Origin of the sequence: Cytobacillus sp. FSL M8-0252 (assembly GCF_038007345.1) — a bacterium.
GTDB classification, from domain to species: Bacteria; Bacillota; Bacilli; order Bacillales; family Cytobacillaceae; genus Cytobacillus; species Cytobacillus kochii.
The window spans coordinates 1-17,224 of the sequence record NZ_JBBOWZ010000001.1 but is presented as its reverse complement, the minus strand read 5'-3'; the positions used below and the strand labels follow the sequence as shown (position 1 = coordinate 17,224).

The 17,224-nt window shown below is 40.9% G+C and carries 9 protein-coding genes, 2 tRNA genes and 3 rRNA genes; 1 reads left to right on the top strand and 13 read right to left on the bottom strand.

What is annotated here, in order from left to right:
• Positions 1-6: 6 nt before the first annotated feature.
• Positions 7-1,470, bottom strand: coding sequence for an IMP dehydrogenase (gene guaB, locus MKX83_RS00070; RefSeq protein ID WP_095371321.1), 1,464 nt, complete (start codon positions 1,468-1,470; stop codon positions 7-9).
• Between the two features lie 113 nt (positions 1,471-1,583).
• Between guaB and MKX83_RS00065 the strand changes: the two genes are divergently transcribed.
• Positions 1,584-2,558: a YaaC family protein gene (locus MKX83_RS00065; protein WP_095371322.1), complete on the top strand. Its 975-nt coding sequence runs from the start codon at positions 1,584-1,586 to the stop codon at positions 2,556-2,558.
• Between the two features lie 69 nt (positions 2,559-2,627).
• Here the strand turns inward: MKX83_RS00065 and rrf are convergent.
• From rrf to dnaA, 12 genes are all read right to left on the bottom strand, one after another.
• Positions 2,628-2,744: ribosomal RNA gene (rrf, locus tag MKX83_RS00060) — 5S ribosomal RNA — on the bottom strand.
• Between the two features lie 232 nt (positions 2,745-2,976).
• Positions 2,977-5,909: ribosomal RNA gene (locus MKX83_RS00055) — 23S ribosomal RNA — on the bottom strand.
• A gap of 261 nt (positions 5,910-6,170) precedes the next feature.
• A tRNA-Ala gene (locus MKX83_RS00050) sits at positions 6,171-6,246 on the bottom strand.
• Positions 6,247-6,261: 15 nt separating this feature from the next.
• Positions 6,262-6,338, bottom strand: a tRNA-Ile gene (locus MKX83_RS00045).
• A gap of 99 nt (positions 6,339-6,437) precedes the next feature.
• Positions 6,438-7,986: ribosomal RNA gene (locus MKX83_RS00040) — 16S ribosomal RNA — on the bottom strand.
• The 16S, 23S and 5S rRNA genes sit together here with 2 tRNA genes alongside, the layout of an rRNA operon.
• 481 nt (positions 7,987-8,467) lie before the next feature.
• Complete coding sequence (gene gyrA / locus MKX83_RS00035; RefSeq protein WP_095371323.1) at positions 8,468-10,993, bottom strand: DNA gyrase subunit A; 2,526 nt, start codon at positions 10,991-10,993, stop codon at positions 8,468-8,470.
• 102 nt (positions 10,994-11,095) lie between these two features.
• A complete protein-coding gene (gene gyrB, locus MKX83_RS00030) occupies positions 11,096-13,018 on the bottom strand; it encodes a DNA topoisomerase (ATP-hydrolyzing) subunit B (RefSeq protein WP_281203007.1) in 1,923 nt (640 codons plus the stop codon).
• A gap of 71 nt (positions 13,019-13,089) precedes the next feature.
• Positions 13,090-13,329 carry an extracellular matrix regulator RemB gene (gene remB / locus MKX83_RS00025; RefSeq protein WP_095371325.1) on the bottom strand — a complete coding sequence of 80 codons (240 nt, stop codon included), beginning with the start codon at positions 13,327-13,329 and terminating at the stop codon, positions 13,090-13,092.
• A 9-nt stretch (positions 13,330-13,338) separates the two neighbouring features.
• On the bottom strand, positions 13,339-14,457 hold the full coding sequence (recF, locus tag MKX83_RS00020; protein ID WP_095371326.1) for a DNA replication/repair protein RecF: 1,119 nt from the start codon (positions 14,455-14,457) through the stop codon (positions 13,339-13,341).
• Positions 14,458-14,471: 14 nt separating this feature from the next.
• Complete coding sequence (gene yaaA / locus MKX83_RS00015; RefSeq protein WP_095371327.1) at positions 14,472-14,690, bottom strand: S4 domain-containing protein YaaA; 219 nt, start codon at positions 14,688-14,690, stop codon at positions 14,472-14,474.
• Between the two features lie 224 nt (positions 14,691-14,914).
• Positions 14,915-16,051 carry a DNA polymerase III subunit beta gene (gene dnaN, locus MKX83_RS00010; RefSeq protein ID WP_095371328.1) on the bottom strand — a complete coding sequence of 379 codons (1,137 nt, stop codon included), beginning with the start codon at positions 16,049-16,051 and terminating at the stop codon, positions 14,915-14,917.
• Positions 16,052-16,207: 156 nt separating this feature from the next.
• On the bottom strand, positions 16,208-17,224 hold a 1,017-nt coding region (gene dnaA, locus MKX83_RS00005; RefSeq protein WP_289432540.1), incomplete at its 5' end, for a chromosomal replication initiator protein DnaA.

Below are 17,224 nucleotides of genomic sequence, written 5' to 3'. Positions count from 1 at the left end.
AAAAAATTATAATGAATAATTTGGTGCTTCTTTCGTAATTTGGATATCATGTGGGTGACTTTCTTTAAGACCAGCACCTGTCATACGGATAAACTGTGCATTTTCTCTTAAGAATTCTAAATTTGCTGCCCCGCAGTAACCCATACCAGAGCGAACGCCACCAACTAACTGATAAATCGTATCTGCTAATGAACCTTTAAATGGAATACGTCCTTCAATGCCTTCTGGAACGAATTTCTTATTATCTTCTTGGAAGTAACGATCCTTTGATCCTTTTTCCATAGAAGTAACGGATCCCATTCCACGATAAACTTTAAATTGACGTCCTTGGAAAATTTCAGTTTCACCTGGACTTTCAGAGACACCAGCTAACATACTTCCTAGCATAACTGCATGTCCACCAGAAGCTAATGCTTTCACGATATCTCCTGAATACTTAATCCCACCATCAGCGATAATCGCTTTACCATGTTTACGTGCTTCTGTTGCACAATCATATACCGCTGTAATTTGTGGCACGCCAACACCTGCTACCACACGAGTTGTACAAATAGATCCAGGTCCAATACCTACCTTTACAACATCAGCTCCAGCTTCAAACAATGCACGTGTACCTTCAGCAGTAGCTACATTACCTGCTACAACTGTCAGGTCAGGGTATTTGTCTTTAATTTCTTTTACTGTATTAATAACGCCCGCTGAGTGGCCGTGAGCCGTATCGACTACTACTACATCAACTTGAGCTTTAACAAGTAACTCTAATCTTTTCATTGTATCTTTTGTTATACCGATTGCTGCACCAGCAAGTAAACGACCTTGTGCATCTTTCGCTGAGTTAGGGAACTCAATGACTTTTTCAATATCTTTAATAGTAATAAGTCCTTTTAAAACACCATTATCATCAACAAGAGGTAATTTCTCAATTTTATACTTTTGCAGAATTTTTTCTGCTTCTTGTAGCGTTGTACCTACTGAAGCAGTTACTAAGTTTTCTTTCGTCATTACATCAGAGATCTTAATAGAGAAATCTTGAATGAAACGAAGGTCACGGTTTGTAATAATACCAACAAGTTTTTGTTCGTCAAGATTATTTACAATTGGAACACCTGATATACGATATTTGCCCATTAAATGTTCAGCATCATACACTTGTTGTTCGGGAGTAAGGAAAAACGGATCAGAAATAACGCCACTCTCAGAGCGTTTTACTTTATCAACTAAATCTGCCTGTTGCTCAATGGACATGTTTTTGTGAATAATACCTAATCCACCCTGGCGTGCCATTGCAATAGCCATTTCAGCTTCAGTTACTGTATCCATACCAGCACTGATAATTGGAACATTCAATTTTACCTTTTCAGACAGTCTCACCGACAAATCGACATCTTTCGGCAATACCTCAGATTTAGCAGGGACAAGTAGTACATCATCAAAAGTTAAACCTTCTTTTTCAAATTTAGTTTCCCACATTTTTTTGACCTCCTGAACATGAAAATATTATTAGTAGGTTATCAATTGGACAAAATACTGTCAAGGACACTGCTATAAGTTGGATTTTTCAGATTATTTGGAGGTTGTATATTTTGAAGCATTCTTACAACAATTGGCAATCATATTTACCCTTTTTTTCAACAGAAACAACCAAAGCATTTTTAGAAAAAAGTTATCAAAACGAAGGAATTGAACAAGCATCACAAAAGAGTTTTGAAAATACTTATCCGTTTATATATTACATTGAACACGGTAAGGTTTACTATGAACAAGCCGCCGCTGCCCCGTTAATCATTAAACCTATTCTTTATTTCTACGGCCTAGTTCATCTAATAAAAGCTTGTATTTTAACTATTGACCCTCTTTATCCAGATACGACCTCCGTACTGGCTCATGGTGTTTCGACAAGAAAAAAGAAAAAGCAGCAATACCTCTTTTTAAAAGATGAAGTGAAACTACAAAAGAGTGGCTTATTTCCATATATGGCAGAAAAAATGTTCCATATGAAACATCTAGAAGGTGATAAATTTTATATGGTTGATTTATTGAGACAAATCCCAGAGATGGAAATAATGTTTCAGTCTATCCAAAAAGAACAAACATTTATTGATATAAAAAAAGAAAAAGATAACTTCTTTGTCCCAATAACCATTCTTAATCATTATCATATGACTGAATCGAGATTTTCTACTTTTCTTTCCGAAAAACTACAGGTGGATAAAAAGGATATTCTCTATACGAAGGAACATATAAAATTTCCTCAAAACAAAGAGATCAATCGATATTTCAAATATAATACTGTAAATAAAAATTATTCATTACCTATCGAAAGAAGTCCATTAAATGATTATCCAGAATTATTTTCCCATTACTTATTACTCTATAATTTAAGCATGATTGCAAGATATGAAACAGAATGGTGGAATGAATGCATTAAGTTAATGACAAATAATGATTATCCATTTATTCACCAGTTCCTCGATTTGACGGAACAAAAAAGCCCATTTCTCATTTATAATTTTCTTGAATCAAGAAAATTTCATTGCCAAGGAAATAAAAAGAGATGATAGAAGATTCACATTGGAAATAAAAAATCACAAAAAAGAGCACATACAAATAATGTGCTCTTTTATCTTGCCCGGCAACGTCCTACTCTCACAAGGGGACAGCCCCTAACTACCATCGGCGCTGAGAAGCTTAACTTCCGTGTTCGGTATGGGAACGGGTGTGACCTTCTCGCTATCGCCACCGGACTATGAAATTGTAAGGGAATCGTTCCCTCAAAACTAGGTAATGTTGAAGAAGATATTTATTGAGTAATCGCCTGAATGCGTGCTGTAGGATACTACTTACGTAGTGCTGTCCAGCTGCGGCGCCTAGGTGCTCGAGGTCATAAGTCAAATTTGTCATGAGGTTAAAGAACAACCTCTTGTCAAATCCGTCTTATGCTTGTCGCACCTGAACAAGGCGCCTCCGCATTTCGAATTGGTTAAGTCCTCGATCGATTAGTATTAGTCAGCTACATGTGTCGCCACACTTCCACCTCTAACCTATCAACCTGATCATCTTTCAGGGATCTTACTAGCTTGCGCTATGGGAAATCTCATCTCGAGGGGGGCTTCATGCTTAGATGCTTTCAGCACTTATCCCTTCCGCACATAGCTACCCAGCGATGCCTTTGGCAAGACAACTGGTACACCAGCGGTGCGTCCATCCCGGTCCTCTCGTACTAAGGACAGCTCCTCTCAAATTTCCTGCGCCCACGACGGATAGGGACCGAACTGTCTCACGACGTTCTGAACCCAGCTCGCGTACCGCTTTAATGGGCGAACAGCCCAACCCTTGGGACCGACTACAGCCCCAGGATGCGATGAGCCGACATCGAGGTGCCAAACCTCCCCGTCGATGTGGACTCTTGGGGGAGATAAGCCTGTTATCCCCGGGGTAGCTTTTATCCGTTGAGCGATGGCCCTTCCATGCGGAACCACCGGATCACTAAGCCCGACTTTCGTCCCTGCTCGACTTGTAGGTCTCGCAGTCAAGCTCCCTTGTGCCTTTACACTCTACGAATGATTTCCAACCATTCTGAGGGAACCTTTGGGCGCCTCCGTTACTCTTTAGGAGGCGACCGCCCCAGTCAAACTGCCCACCTGACACTGTCTCCCATCCCGATAAGGGATGTGGGTTAGAATTTCAATACAGCCAGGGTAGTATCCCACCGACGCCTCCACCGAAGCTAGCGCTCCGGCTTCTAAGGCTCCTACCTATCCTGTACAAGCTGTACCAAAATTCAATATCAGGCTACAGTAAAGCTCCACGGGGTCTTTCCGTCCTGTCGCGGGTAACCTGCATCTTCACAGGTACTATAATTTCACCGAGTCTCTCGTTGAGACAGTGCCCAGATCGTTACGCCTTTCGTGCGGGTCGGAACTTACCCGACAAGGAATTTCGCTACCTTAGGACCGTTATAGTTACGGCCGCCGTTTACTGGGGCTTCGATTCAAAGCTTCGCGTGAGCTAACCTCTCCTCTTAACCTTCCAGCACCGGGCAGGCGTCAGCCCCTATACTTCGCCTTGCGGCTTCGCAGAGACCTGTGTTTTTGCTAAACAGTCGCCTGGGCCTATTCACTGCGGCTCATCAAGGCTTTAACACCCTAATGAGCACCCCTTCTCCCGAAGTTACGGGGTCATTTTGCCGAGTTCCTTAACGAGAGTTCTCTCGCTCACCTTAGGATTCTCTCCTCGCCTACCTGTGTCGGTTTGCGGTACGGGCACCTTATTCCTCGCTAGAGGCTTTTCTTGGCAGTGTGGAATCAAGAACTTCGGTACTAAATTTCCCTCGCTATCACAGCTCAAGGTATATGACCATGGGATTTGCCTCATGGTCCCTCTAACTGCTTAGACGCACATCCAATAGTGCGCTTACCCTATCCTCCTGCGTCCCCCCATCACTCAAACAGAATACGGTGGTACAGGAATATCAACCTGTTGTCCATCGCCTACGCTTTTCAGCCTCGGCTTAGGTCCCGACTAACCCTGAGCGGACGAGCCTTCCTCAGGAAACCTTAGGCATTCGGTGGATGGGATTCTCACCCATCTTTCGCTACTCATACCGGCATTCTCACTTCTAAGCGCTCCACCAGTCCTTACGGTCTAGCTTCAACGCCCTTAGAACGCTCTCCTACCACTGAACATCAACGATGTTCAATCCACAGCTTCGGTGATACGTTTAGCCCCGGTACATTTTCGGCGCGGAGTCACTCGACCAGTGAGCTATTACGCACTCTTTAAATGGTGGCTGCTTCTAAGCCAACATCCTGGTTGTCTAAGCAACTCCACATCCTTTTCCACTTAACGTATACTTTGGGACCTTAGCTGGTGGTCTGGGCTGTTTCCCTCTTGACTACGGATCTTATCACTCGCAGTCTGACTCCCATGGATAAATCTTTGGCATTCGGAGTTTGTCTGAATTCGGTAACCCGATGAGGGCCCCTAGTCCAAACAGTGCTCTACCTCCAAGATTCTTACGCATGAGGCTAGCCCTAAAGCTATTTCGGAGAGAACCAGCTATCTCCAAGTTCGATTGGAATTTCTCCGCTACCCACACCTCATCCCCGCACTTTTCAACGTACGTGGGTTCGGGCCTCCATCCAGTGTTACCTGGACTTCACCCTGGACATGGGTAGATCACCTGGTTTCGGGTCTACGACCACATACTCATTCGCCCTATTCAGACTCGCTTTCGCTACGGCTCCGTCTGTCCAACTTAACCTCGCATGTAATCGTAACTCGCCGGTTCATTCTACAAAAGGCACGCTATCACCCATTAACGGGCTCTAACTACTTGTAGGCACACGGTTTCAGGATCTCTTTCACTCCCCTTCCGGGGTGCTTTTCACCTTTCCCTCACGGTACTGGTTCACTATCGGTCACTAGGGAGTATTTAGCCTTGGGAGATGGTCCTCCCTGCTTCCGACGGGATTTCTCGTGTCCCGCCGTACTCAGGATCCACTCTGGAGGGAACGAAGTTTCAACTACAGGGCTTTTACCTCCTATGGCGGGCCTTTCCAGACCTCTTCGTCTATCTCGTTCCTTTGTAACTCCGTATAGAATGTCCTACAACCCCAAGAGGCAAGCCTCTTGGTTTGGGCTAATCCCGTTTCGCTCGCCGCTACTCAGGGAATCGCGTTTGCTTTCTCTTCCTCCGGGTACTTAGATGTTTCAGTTCCCCGGGTCTGCCTTCCATACCCTATGTATTCAGGTATGGATCCTATCCCATAACGGATAGGGGGTTTCCCCATTCGGAAATCTCCGGATCAAAGCTTACTTACAGCTCCCCGAAGCATATCGGTGTTAGTCCCGTCCTTCATCGGCTCCTAGTGCCAAGGCATTCACCGTGCGCCCTTATTAACTTAACCATTGTTCGGCTTGCGATAAGCTACGCATTTCGGCGTCAGCTCACTCGTCAACATCCTCATGTGCACAAGACGCACACTCCGGTGTTTCCTCGCTCGCTTCCTTGAACTGCTTGCTTCTCACAACCCTCTCGGTTGTGTTTATTAAAAAAGTTTAGTATCTTAAATCAATCTATAATATATAGAGAGAGAAAAAATAACTAAGGTGGCGATTACTCGGTAATCTTCTTCATTACATTATCTAGTTTTCAAAGAACGATTTGTTGGTGGAGCCTAGCGGGATCGAACCGCTGACCTCCTGCGTGCAAAGCAGGCGCTCTCCCAGCTGAGCTAAGGCCCCGTATTAAAGTTAAAATGGTGGGCCTAAATGGACTCGAACCATCGACCTCACGCTTATCAGGCGTGCGCTCTAACCAGCTGAGCTATAGGCCCACATAACTTCACGGTAAAGTATTTAATCATATCAAAGAGATTGCACTCTCAAAACTGAACGAACAGTCTAACATCAAGTCAATTCCGTATATTCCTTAGAAAGGAGGTGATCCAGCCGCACCTTCCGATACGGCTACCTTGTTACGACTTCACCCCAATCATCTGTCCCACCTTAGGCGGCTGGCTCCAAAAGGTTACCCCACCGACTTCGGGTGTTACAAACTCTCGTGGTGTGACGGGCGGTGTGTACAAGGCCCGGGAACGTATTCACCGCGGCATGCTGATCCGCGATTACTAGCGATTCCGGCTTCATGTAGGCGAGTTGCAGCCTACAATCCGAACTGAGAATGGTTTTATGGGATTGGCTAAACCTCGCGGTCTTGCAGCCCTTTGTACCATCCATTGTAGCACGTGTGTAGCCCAGGTCATAAGGGGCATGATGATTTGACGTCATCCCCACCTTCCTCCGGTTTGTCACCGGCAGTCACCTTAGAGTGCCCAACTAAATGCTGGCAACTAAGATCAAGGGTTGCGCTCGTTGCGGGACTTAACCCAACATCTCACGACACGAGCTGACGACAACCATGCACCACCTGTCACTCTGTCCCCCGAAGGGGAAAGTCCTATCTCTAGGATTGTCAGAGGATGTCAAGACCTGGTAAGGTTCTTCGCGTTGCTTCGAATTAAACCACATGCTCCACCGCTTGTGCGGGCCCCCGTCAATTCCTTTGAGTTTCAACCTTGCGGTCGTACTCCCCAGGCGGAGTGCTTAATGCGTTTGCTGCAGCACTAAAGGGCGGAAACCCTCTAACACTTAGCACTCATCGTTTACGGCGTGGACTACCAGGGTATCTAATCCTGTTTGCTCCCCACGCTTTCGCGCCTCAGCGTCAGTTACAGACCAGAAAGTCGCCTTCGCCACTGGTGTTCCTCCAAATCTCTACGCATTTCACCGCTACACTTGGAATTCCACTTTCCTCTTCTGCACTCAAGTTCCCCAGTTTCCAATGACCCTCCACGGTTGAGCCGTGGGCTTTCACATCAGACTTAAGGAACCGCCTGCGCGCGCTTTACGCCCAATAATTCCGGACAACGCTTGCCACCTACGTATTACCGCGGCTGCTGGCACGTAGTTAGCCGTGGCTTTCTGGTTAGGTACCGTCAAGGTACCGGCAGTTACTCCGATACTTGTTCTTCCCTAACAACAGAGTTTTACGATCCGAAAACCTTCATCACTCACGCGGCGTTGCTCCGTCAGACTTTCGTCCATTGCGGAAGATTCCCTACTGCTGCCTCCCGTAGGAGTCTGGGCCGTGTCTCAGTCCCAGTGTGGCCGATCACCCTCTCAGGTCGGCTACGCATCGTCGCCTTGGTGAGCCGTTACCTCACCAACTAGCTAATGCGCCGCGGGCCCATCTGTAAGTGATAGCAGAACCATCTTTCAATCTAATTATATGTATAAATAGATATTATCCGGTATTAGCCCCGGTTTCCCGGAGTTATCCCAGTCTTACAGGCAGGTTGCCCACGTGTTACTCACCCGTCCGCCGCTAATCTTTGGGAGCAAGCTCCCTCAGATTCGCTCGACTTGCATGTATTAGGCACGCCGCCAGCGTTCGTCCTGAGCCAGGATCAAACTCTCCAATAAAGTGTTTGATTAGCTCATTTGCACCTATGGTGCTTTGTTGCTGATAAATCAGCTTTTTTAGAATTACGCTTGACGTTTTATGTTCGTTCAGTTTTCAAAGAACAATCTCGTTCGCTTCAGAAGCGACTTTATTAATATAACATATCGTGTCATCTGAGTCAACATCTTTTTTTGATGTCAATCAATCTTTCATGTCTTCCTCTTGCTGACTTGAATAAGTATATCAGCAGTAACCACTATTTGCAAGCATTATTCATCAATTATTTTTATAAAATAATTTATTGACCATTTCATTCATAGTTAACACCAAAAAATACTTCCATTGATACTCCTAAAAGAATCTATAAACCCCTATTAGTATAGTCTGTAGTAGTGTGCTAAAGGTAGTCATTAAAATTATCTCATCCTAATAAAAAAGCCGAACACAATTCAATTTTGAAACTTGAATTGTGTCGGCACTCATTTGATTTAAACGATTTGTTTATTCTCTTTCATCTTCACTGTCGATAGATCCTTCAGGCAATTCCTCTGCAGTTTCAAGTGGCTTTGCTCGCTCTTCTCCATCTTTTTCTTCTTCCTTTTCAACCTTTGCTACAGTAGAGACGAATTCATTCACACTTTCATCGATTCGAATAAGTCTTACACCTTGCGTGTTTCTTCCCATAGTTGAAATATCTTCTACTCCCATACGGATAATGACACCGCCAGTAGTAATCAACATGATGTCTTCCTCACCACGTACAGCTTTCATCGTAACGAGATCACCAGTTTTTTCAGTAATATTGGCCGTTTTAATTCCTTTACCACCACGACCCTGAATACGATAATCATCAGCTGGTGTTTGTTTACCATAACCTTTTTTCGTAACTACTAGAATGTTGTCCCCTTCTTCTAGAACTTCCATTCCAACCACTTCATCTTCTTCACTCAGAGTGATCCCTTTTACACCAGTAGCTGTACGTCCCATAGAACGGACCGCATCTTCAGGGAAACGAATAAGGAGACCATTTTTTGTACCGATGATAATTTCTTTATCTCCATTTGTAAGACGTACAGAGATTAATTCATCTTCTTCTTTTAAACCTAAAGCAATTAAACCGTTTGTACGGATATGAGCAAATGAAGATAACGGTGAACGTTTAGAAATGCCTCGTTTTGTTGTGAAGAACAAGAACCAATCATCCACAAAATCCTCTATCGGAATAACAGCATTAATCCATTCATCCTTTTCAATACCTAACAAGTTAATGATAGGAATCCCCTTCGCTGTTCTACTAAATTCAGGAATTTCATACCCTTTAGCTTGATACACTTTTCCTTTATTCGTAAAGAAAAGGAGATGATCATGCGTTGAGGTAGTCAATAGGTGTTCAACAAAATCATCTTCATTTGTTCCCATTCCTTGTATCCCTTTTCCACCTCGTTTTTGGGCACGATAAGTAGATACCGGTAATCGCTTAATATAGCCTTTATGTGTAAGTGTAATAACAATGTTCTCTTGAGGAATCAAATCTTCATCTTCTAGATGCTCAAGACCACCGGAAACAATTTCTGTACGGCGTTCATCATTAAAACGGTCTTTTAGTTCTGTAAGTTCTTCGCGAATAATGTCTAATACTTTTTCATCACTTGCTAAGATTGCTTTTAAATCTGCAATTAATTGAATAAGACTAGCATATTCTTCTTCGATTTTCTCACGCTCTAAACCAGTTAAACGCTGTAGACGCATATCCAAAATCGCTTGCGCTTGCTTCTCCGAAAGGTCAAATTGTGTCATTAAACCTTCTTTGGCAATATCTGTAGTTCTTGACGCTCTGATTAATTTAATGACTTCATCTAAATGATCTAAGGCAATTCGTAAACCTTCTAAAATATGCGCTCTTGCTTCCGCTTTCCGCAATTCGAATTCTGTTCTTCTTCTTATAACGACAACTTGATGGGCTAAATAATATTCTAAGCATTGTTTTAAATTCAATACTTTAGGTTGTCCATCCACTAAAGCAAGTAAATTAATACCGAAGCTTGTCTGTAGTGCCGTATGTTTATATAAATTATTTAAAAGCACATTTGCATTGGCATCTTTACGGACTTCAATAACAATTCGTAAACCATCTCTGTCAGATTCGTCACGTAAATCTGTAATACCATCAATCTTCTTATCACGTACAAGGTCAGCAATTTTTTCAATCAATCTTGCTTTATTCACTTGGTATGGGATTTCATTAACAATGATAACTTCTTTCCCATTTGATTTCTGTTCGATTTCAACCTTTGCTCTAAGTGTAATAGAGCCTCTTCCTGTTTCATAAGCTTTCCGAATTCCACTACGGCCTAAAATAAGTCCTGCAGTCGGAAAATCTGGTCCAGGAATGATTTCCATTAACTCTGGAATCGTAATTTCCGGATTTCTACTTAATGTAAGTACACCATCAATGACTTCGCCTAATTGATGAGGAGGGATATTGGTAGCCATTCCTACAGCAATACCTGATGTACCATTTACAAGCAGATTAGGGAACCGAGCAGGAAGCACGACCGGTTCCTTTTCCTCTCCATCATAGTTGTCTTGATAATCGATGGTATCTTTATTAATATCTCTTAACAATTCCATTGATATTTTTGACATACGGGCCTCTGTATAACGCATGGCAGCAGCAGAGTCGCCATCAATTGATCCAAAGTTACCGTGTCCATCAACAAGCATATATCTATAGTTAAAGTCTTGTGCCATTCTTACCATTGTTTCATATACTGCTGAATCACCATGTGGGTGGTATTTCCCGATAACATCTCCAACAATACGGGCAGACTTTTTAAACGGTTTATCTGAGTGCATGCCAAGATCATGCATTGCATAAAGTATTCTTCTGTGCACAGGCTTTAGCCCGTCACGTACATCAGGTAGGGCTCGGGAAACGATAACACTCATTGCATAATCCAAGAATGACGTTCTCATTTCCTCACTTATATTAATTTCTTTAATTTGGGACTTAGGCGTATCAGCCATCTATAGGTACCTCCCTATCGCACAAAGCTTATTGCTTAGGCTACATTTTATTGACAATATCTATGTAAAAGCAGGATAGAACCAACTCTATCCTGACTTTCATTAAATATCTAAATTCTTCACATACTGCGCATTTTCTTCGATAAAGTTACGGCGTGGTTCTACTTTATCTCCCATAAGGATTTCAAACGTTTCATCTGCTTCAATCGCATCTTCTAAGCTTACTTGTAAGAGCGTACGCGTTTCCGGATTCATTGTCGTTTCCCATAATTGATCTGGGTTCATCTCACCTAAACCTTTGTAACGTTGGACATTTGGTTTCGGCGTAGCCGGAAGCTCTTTCATAATCTCGTCTAATTGGCGATCGTTATAAGCATATGAGATTTTCTTCCCTTGTTGAACTTTATACAAAGGTGGCTGCGCAATATATATATAGCCCGCATCTAAGATTTGTCTCATATAACGATAAAAGAATGTGAGTAATAGTGTTCGAATATGCGCCCCATCTACATCGGCATCTGTCATAATAACGATTTTATGATATCTTGCTTTCGTAATATCAAAGTCTTCACCGATTCCTGTTCCAGACGCAGTAATCATTGCTCGTACTTCATTATTAGATAATATTCGATCTAACCGTGCTTTTTCTACGTTTAGGATTTTTCCTCGAAGTGGTAGAATTGCTTGGAAATGCCTGTCTCGTCCTTGCTTAGCTGAACCACCCGCTGAATCACCCTCAACGATATATAGTTCCGAAATAGACGCATCTTTTGAAGAACAATCAGCAAGCTTACCTGGAAGACTAGAAACTTCTAAAGCACTCTTTCTTCTTGTTAGCTCTCTCGCCTTTTTAGCTGCTGCTCGAGCTCTTGAAGCCATCATACCTTTATCGACGATTTTCCTTGCAACAGATGGATTTTCCAATAAGAATTTTTCAAAGGCTTCCGAAAAAGCCGTATCTGTTGCCGCTCTTGCTTCTGAATTGCCTAATTTCGTCTTCGTTTGTCCTTCAAACTGAGGGTCAGGATGTTTAATTGAAACAATCGCTGTTAAACCTTCCCTGACGTCTTCACCTGTAAGGTTGGCATCATTATCTTTAAACACGCCATTCTTACGAGCATAATCATTAATCACCCTCGTCAGCGCTGTTTTAAATCCAGATTCATGTGTTCCACCTTCATACGTATGAATATTATTGGCGAAAGAATAGATATTACTTGTATAGCTATCGTTGTACTGCATTGATATTTCAACAGAAATACCATCTTTTTCGCCTTCAATATAAATCGGCTCTTCATGAAGTACTTCTTTATTTTTATTTAAATGCTCTACATAAGACCTAATACCACCTTCATAGTGGAATTCTTTGGTCTTATTCTCTTCACGTTCATCTGAAAGAGTAAGCTTTAATCCTTTATTTAAAAAAGCTAATTCGCGGACCCTCGTTGCTAATGTATCAAAATCATATTCTAATGTTTCAGTGAAAATCTCACCATCCGGCTTAAAAATTGTGGTTGTGCCAGTTACTTCTGATTCACCGATTACTTTTAAGTCTGCGCTCGGTACACCACGTTGATATTTCTGATAGTAGATTTGCCCGTCACGATGAACATAGACTTCTAACTGAGTAGAAAGAGCATTAACAACAGATGCACCAACACCATGAAGACCACCAGAAACTTTGTAGCCTCCGCCACCAAATTTTCCTCCGGCATGTAAAACAGTCATAATGACTTCTACAGCAGGTCTTCCCATTTTTTCTTGTATCCCAACAGGAATCCCCCGTCCATTATCAACGACCTTAATACTATTATCCTCGAGAATACTTATATTAATTTCATCACAATATCCAGCAAGTGCCTCGTCAATACTATTATCGACAATTTCCCATACTAAATGATGTAATCCTTTTCCACTCGTTGATCCGATATACATACCTGGACGTTTTCTAACTGCTTCAAGACCTTCTAATACTTGTATCTGGTTCTCATCATAGGATTGTTGCCCCATTGCTTCCTGATCCATTGACACATCGATCACCTACACTTTCCATTTTGCATATCATTCTTTTTCACTCTATTAGCTCATCATCGACATTAAACAATCAATTTCCTCGTCCTCTTTTTTAAAGTAGACGAAGCAAGAGGAGAGTAATATATATGATCGGTTGTAATCACAACTGATTTGTACACACCTTTAGCCAAATTGGTATAAGAAGCGTCATCACGCTGCAAAAACTCTTCTGCATTTATAGAAGAGCCGACACTTTCTTTATCAATAATGGCTACCAAATCTTTTGCACGTATTAATACATCCTCGCCAATATGAATATACAAGGCCTCACCTCATTGAATTTTTTTAAGGCTGCCCGCCTTCACTTCATACGCAGCTGCTTCTTTTAAAGTCTGATGATCTATTCCATCGACACTAGTGGTCGTTACAAATGTTTGTACTTTTCCTTGTATCGTATTAAGCAAATGCGATTGCCGGTAATCATCCAATTCCGATAGTACATCATCTAATAAAAGAATAGGGTATTCTCCAATTTCAGCGTGAATCAGTTCGATCTCAGCAAGTTTCACTGATAATGCTGTGGTTCTTTGTTGACCTTGAGAACCAAAAGTTTGCACATCTCGCCCATTCACTTGAAATAACAAATCATCTCTATGAGGGCCGAACAATGTAACGCCTCTTTCAATTTCTCTTGTTTTTGTTTTTTCATACTTTTCTAGGTATATATTCTTCATTTTCGACAAATCTTGTTCTTCTGATACATCAACAGAAGGCTTATACTGAATTTTTAACGTTTCAAGTCCCCTAGAAATACCTTCATGGATTGGCATTGCCCACTTTTCTAGCAAATAGATGAACTCGAATCTCTTAGCGATTATTTTAACAGCCATCTCAATAAATTGTTCAGTTAAAATATCAAGCATAGCCTGATCAGTCTGTTTACGTGACTGTAGCAACTTTAAATAATGATTTCGTTGTTGGAGTATTTTCTGAAACTGATTAATGTCATGAAGATAAACGGCGGATACTTGTCCAATTTCCATATCAATAAAACGACGCCTTACTTGAGGGCTCCCTTTTACTAAATGGAGATCTTCAGGCGCGAACATCACAACATTCATATTACCGACATATTGGCTAAGCTTTTGTTGTTCAATATGGTTACACTTTGCTTTTTTACCCTTTTTAGATATCACAAGCTGCATAGGTAGAGAACCATGTTTATTTACTACTCTACCTTCTATTTTAGCATACTCCTGATCCCAACGAATAAGATCTTTATCATTTGAGGTGCGATGAGACTTAGCCATGGCTAAAACATAAATAGATTCCATCACGTTTGTCTTACCTTGTGCATTCTCACCTAATATGACATTGACCTTATTATCAAACTGTACCGACAGTTCATTGTAATTGCGATAATCCTTTATTTGTAATTGCTCTATATACATAGGCGGTTACATCCTTAATTGTTCGAAATTGTAAATGTGCCATGATCAGGTATTTCGATTACATCGCCTGCTCTTAGCTTTCTCCCACGACGCTGATCTTGTTCCCCATTAACAAATACAACATATTCACCTAAAAACCATTTCGCCATTCCCCCTGACTGAATTAAATCAGCTACTTTGAGAAATTGCCCTAAAGTAATATATTCCGTTTCAATTTGTATTTTGTTCATCATTGCACTCTTTCTAGTTATTTGACATCGTACTTCTCTATTTTTTAGTATCTAATAGTTTATTTTACTAAATTATTGTGTGATACACAAAGTAAATCTTTTATTAAGTATTGAAGTCATTTATTGCGAAAATTCTGGAAGCAAATTCAAAACAGAATGAGTTAAATAAAAAAATCCGAACACACTCTTCCTTGAATGATTGTTCGGATTTCTATTTACCTAAAGCTTTAGTATGTTCTAACTGGCAAAATCAATTGCAAGATTGAATCATCATTAAGTGGTGTGATAATAAATGGTCTCATCGCACCCGTAAAGCTTATTTTTATTTCTGTACCCTCTAATGTTTTTAAAGCATCCATCATAAATTTCGCACTAAACGAAATTTTAAGGTCTTCTCCTTCTTTCGAAATGCTCGGAAGCTCCTCGATAACTTTACCGATTTCTGGAGAATTAGATGAGATCTCAATGACTTGATCATCAACAGTAGAAAGTTTAACGACATTATTTTTACCTTCTCGTGCAAGTAAAGAAGCACGATCAATGGCTTGTAAAAATGCTTTCGTAGTAACAACGACATCCGTCTTACTTTCATTTGGAATCAATCGTGATGTATCTGGGTAATTTCCTTCTAGTAATCTAGAGAAGAATAATAAATTTTTCGCTTTAAATAAAACTTGGTTCTCTGTAATAACAATTTGAATTGTATCGTTGTGATCGTCGAGAATTTTGCTAAGTTCACTCAAACTTTTCCCAGGAATAACCACATTATAAGATGCTTCTGATGCTGTTTCGATCGTTGCTTTTCTCAATGCTAAGCGGTGGCTATCTGTTGCAATACAGGTTAAAGCACTTCCTTCAATCTGCCAGTTTACACCTGTCAAGATTGGGCGTGTTTCTGAGGTGGACACTGCGAAAACTGTCTGCCTAACCATTGCTTTTAGAAGGTCAGTCGGAATAGAAAAAACATTATCTTCTTCAATTTGCGGTAAATGAGGATATTCATCAGCATCAATACCGTTTAGATTGAATTGAGATTTACCAGAAGTAATAACTGTTTGTAAATGATTTTCTACATGAATTTCTACTTGGTCTGTTGGCAATTTCTTTACGATTTCACTAAAGAACTTTGCTTGTAACACAATTGAACCTGGTTGTTCAATGTTAACTATGACCTCATCTTCTTCTGTTTTAGGAATAAATGACTCAATAGAAATATCAGAGTCACTACCTGTTAAAGCTACACCTTCGTCAGATGCAACAATTTTAATTCCAGTTAAAATGGGAATTGTTGTTCTACTAGTAACGGCCTTCATCACATCTTGAACGCTTTGAACTAAGCGATCTCTCTGAATCGTAAATCGCATGATTAACCTCCAATGTATATACATATATTTTTTATTTTAAAATAATAGAAGTATTAGTAGGGCTTGTTAACATGTGGATAACTAGAAAAATGAATGGAAACACAGCCTATCCACATGTGGACAGACTGTGCATAATCATTCGGTAGTTATTCACAATTATACTTTAAGTAATTCATTAATTTCTTTTAATTGCTGTTGAAATTGTGTGTCTGCATGAAGTAATTTAGAGATTTTTTCGTGGGCATGAATCACTGTTGTGTGATCTCGGCCCCCGAATTCCTCACCGATTTTCGGTAGAGAGAAATCGGTTAATTCTCTAGATAGGTACATAGCAATTTGCCTAGGAAAAGCAATAGACTTTGTCCGTTTTTTCGCACTAAAATCTTCTAATTTAACGTTATAATAGCCTCCGACAACCTTTTGAATCTCGTGAATAGTAATAACTTTAGGTTTTGAACTCGGAATAATATCTTTTAATGCTTCTGCAGCTAAATCTGCATTAATATCTTTATTTATGAGTGATGAATAGGCAACAACACGAATAAGTGCTCCTTCTAATTCACGAATATTAGAATCAATTTGATTGGCAATATATAACATGACTTCATTAGGAATGTCTAACCCTTCAGCTTTTGCCTTTTTACGTAAAATCGCAATTCTTGTTTCTAAATCTGGTGGGGTAATATCTGTAATCAGTCCCCATTCGAAACGAGAACGCAGGCGATCCTCAAGTGTCGGAATCTCTTTTGGAGGTCGGTCACTCGAGATGACAATCTGCTTTGATTCTTCATGTAATGTGTTAAACGTATGGAAAAATTCCTCTTGGGTTGATTCTTTTCCGGCAAGGAATTGAATATCATCTATTAATAGCACGTCTACTTTTCTATATTTATTGCGGAAATCAATGGTTTTATTATCTCTAATAGAGTTAATAAATTCATTGGTAAATTTCTCAGAAGATAAATAGACAACTTTCGCATTTGGATTATGATCCAATACATAGTGACCAATTGCATGCATTAAATGTGTTTTCCCTAAACCAACACCACCATAAATAAACAGTGGATTATAGGCCTTAGCAGGTGCTTCTGCTACTGCGAGTGAAGCAGCATGGGCAAATCGATTCCCAGAACCAATAACAAATGTATCAAAAGTATTTTTCGTATTTAACAT

What these genes read in the sequence shown, in the direction of transcription:
- guaB (WP_095371321.1), bottom strand. Translation starts at nt 1,470, where the DNA reads ATGTGGGAAACTAAATTTGAAAAAGAAGGTTTAACTTTTGATGATGTA.
- dnaN (WP_095371328.1), bottom strand. Translation starts at nt 16,051, where the DNA reads ATGCGATTTACGATTCAGAGAGATCGCTTAGTTCAAAGCGTTCAAGAT.
- gyrB (WP_281203007.1), bottom strand. Translation starts at nt 13,018, where the DNA reads ATGGATCAGGAAGCAATGGGGCAACAATCCTATGATGAGAACCAGATA.
- recF (WP_095371326.1), bottom strand. Translation starts at nt 14,457, where the DNA reads ATGTATATAGAGCAATTACAAATAAAGGATTATCGCAATTACAATGAA.
- gyrA (WP_095371323.1), bottom strand. Translation starts at nt 10,993, where the DNA reads ATGGCTGATACGCCTAAGTCCCAAATTAAAGAAATTAATATAAGTGAG.
- yaaA (WP_095371327.1), bottom strand. Translation starts at nt 14,690, where the DNA reads ATGATGAACAAAATACAAATTGAAACGGAATATATTACTTTAGGGCAA.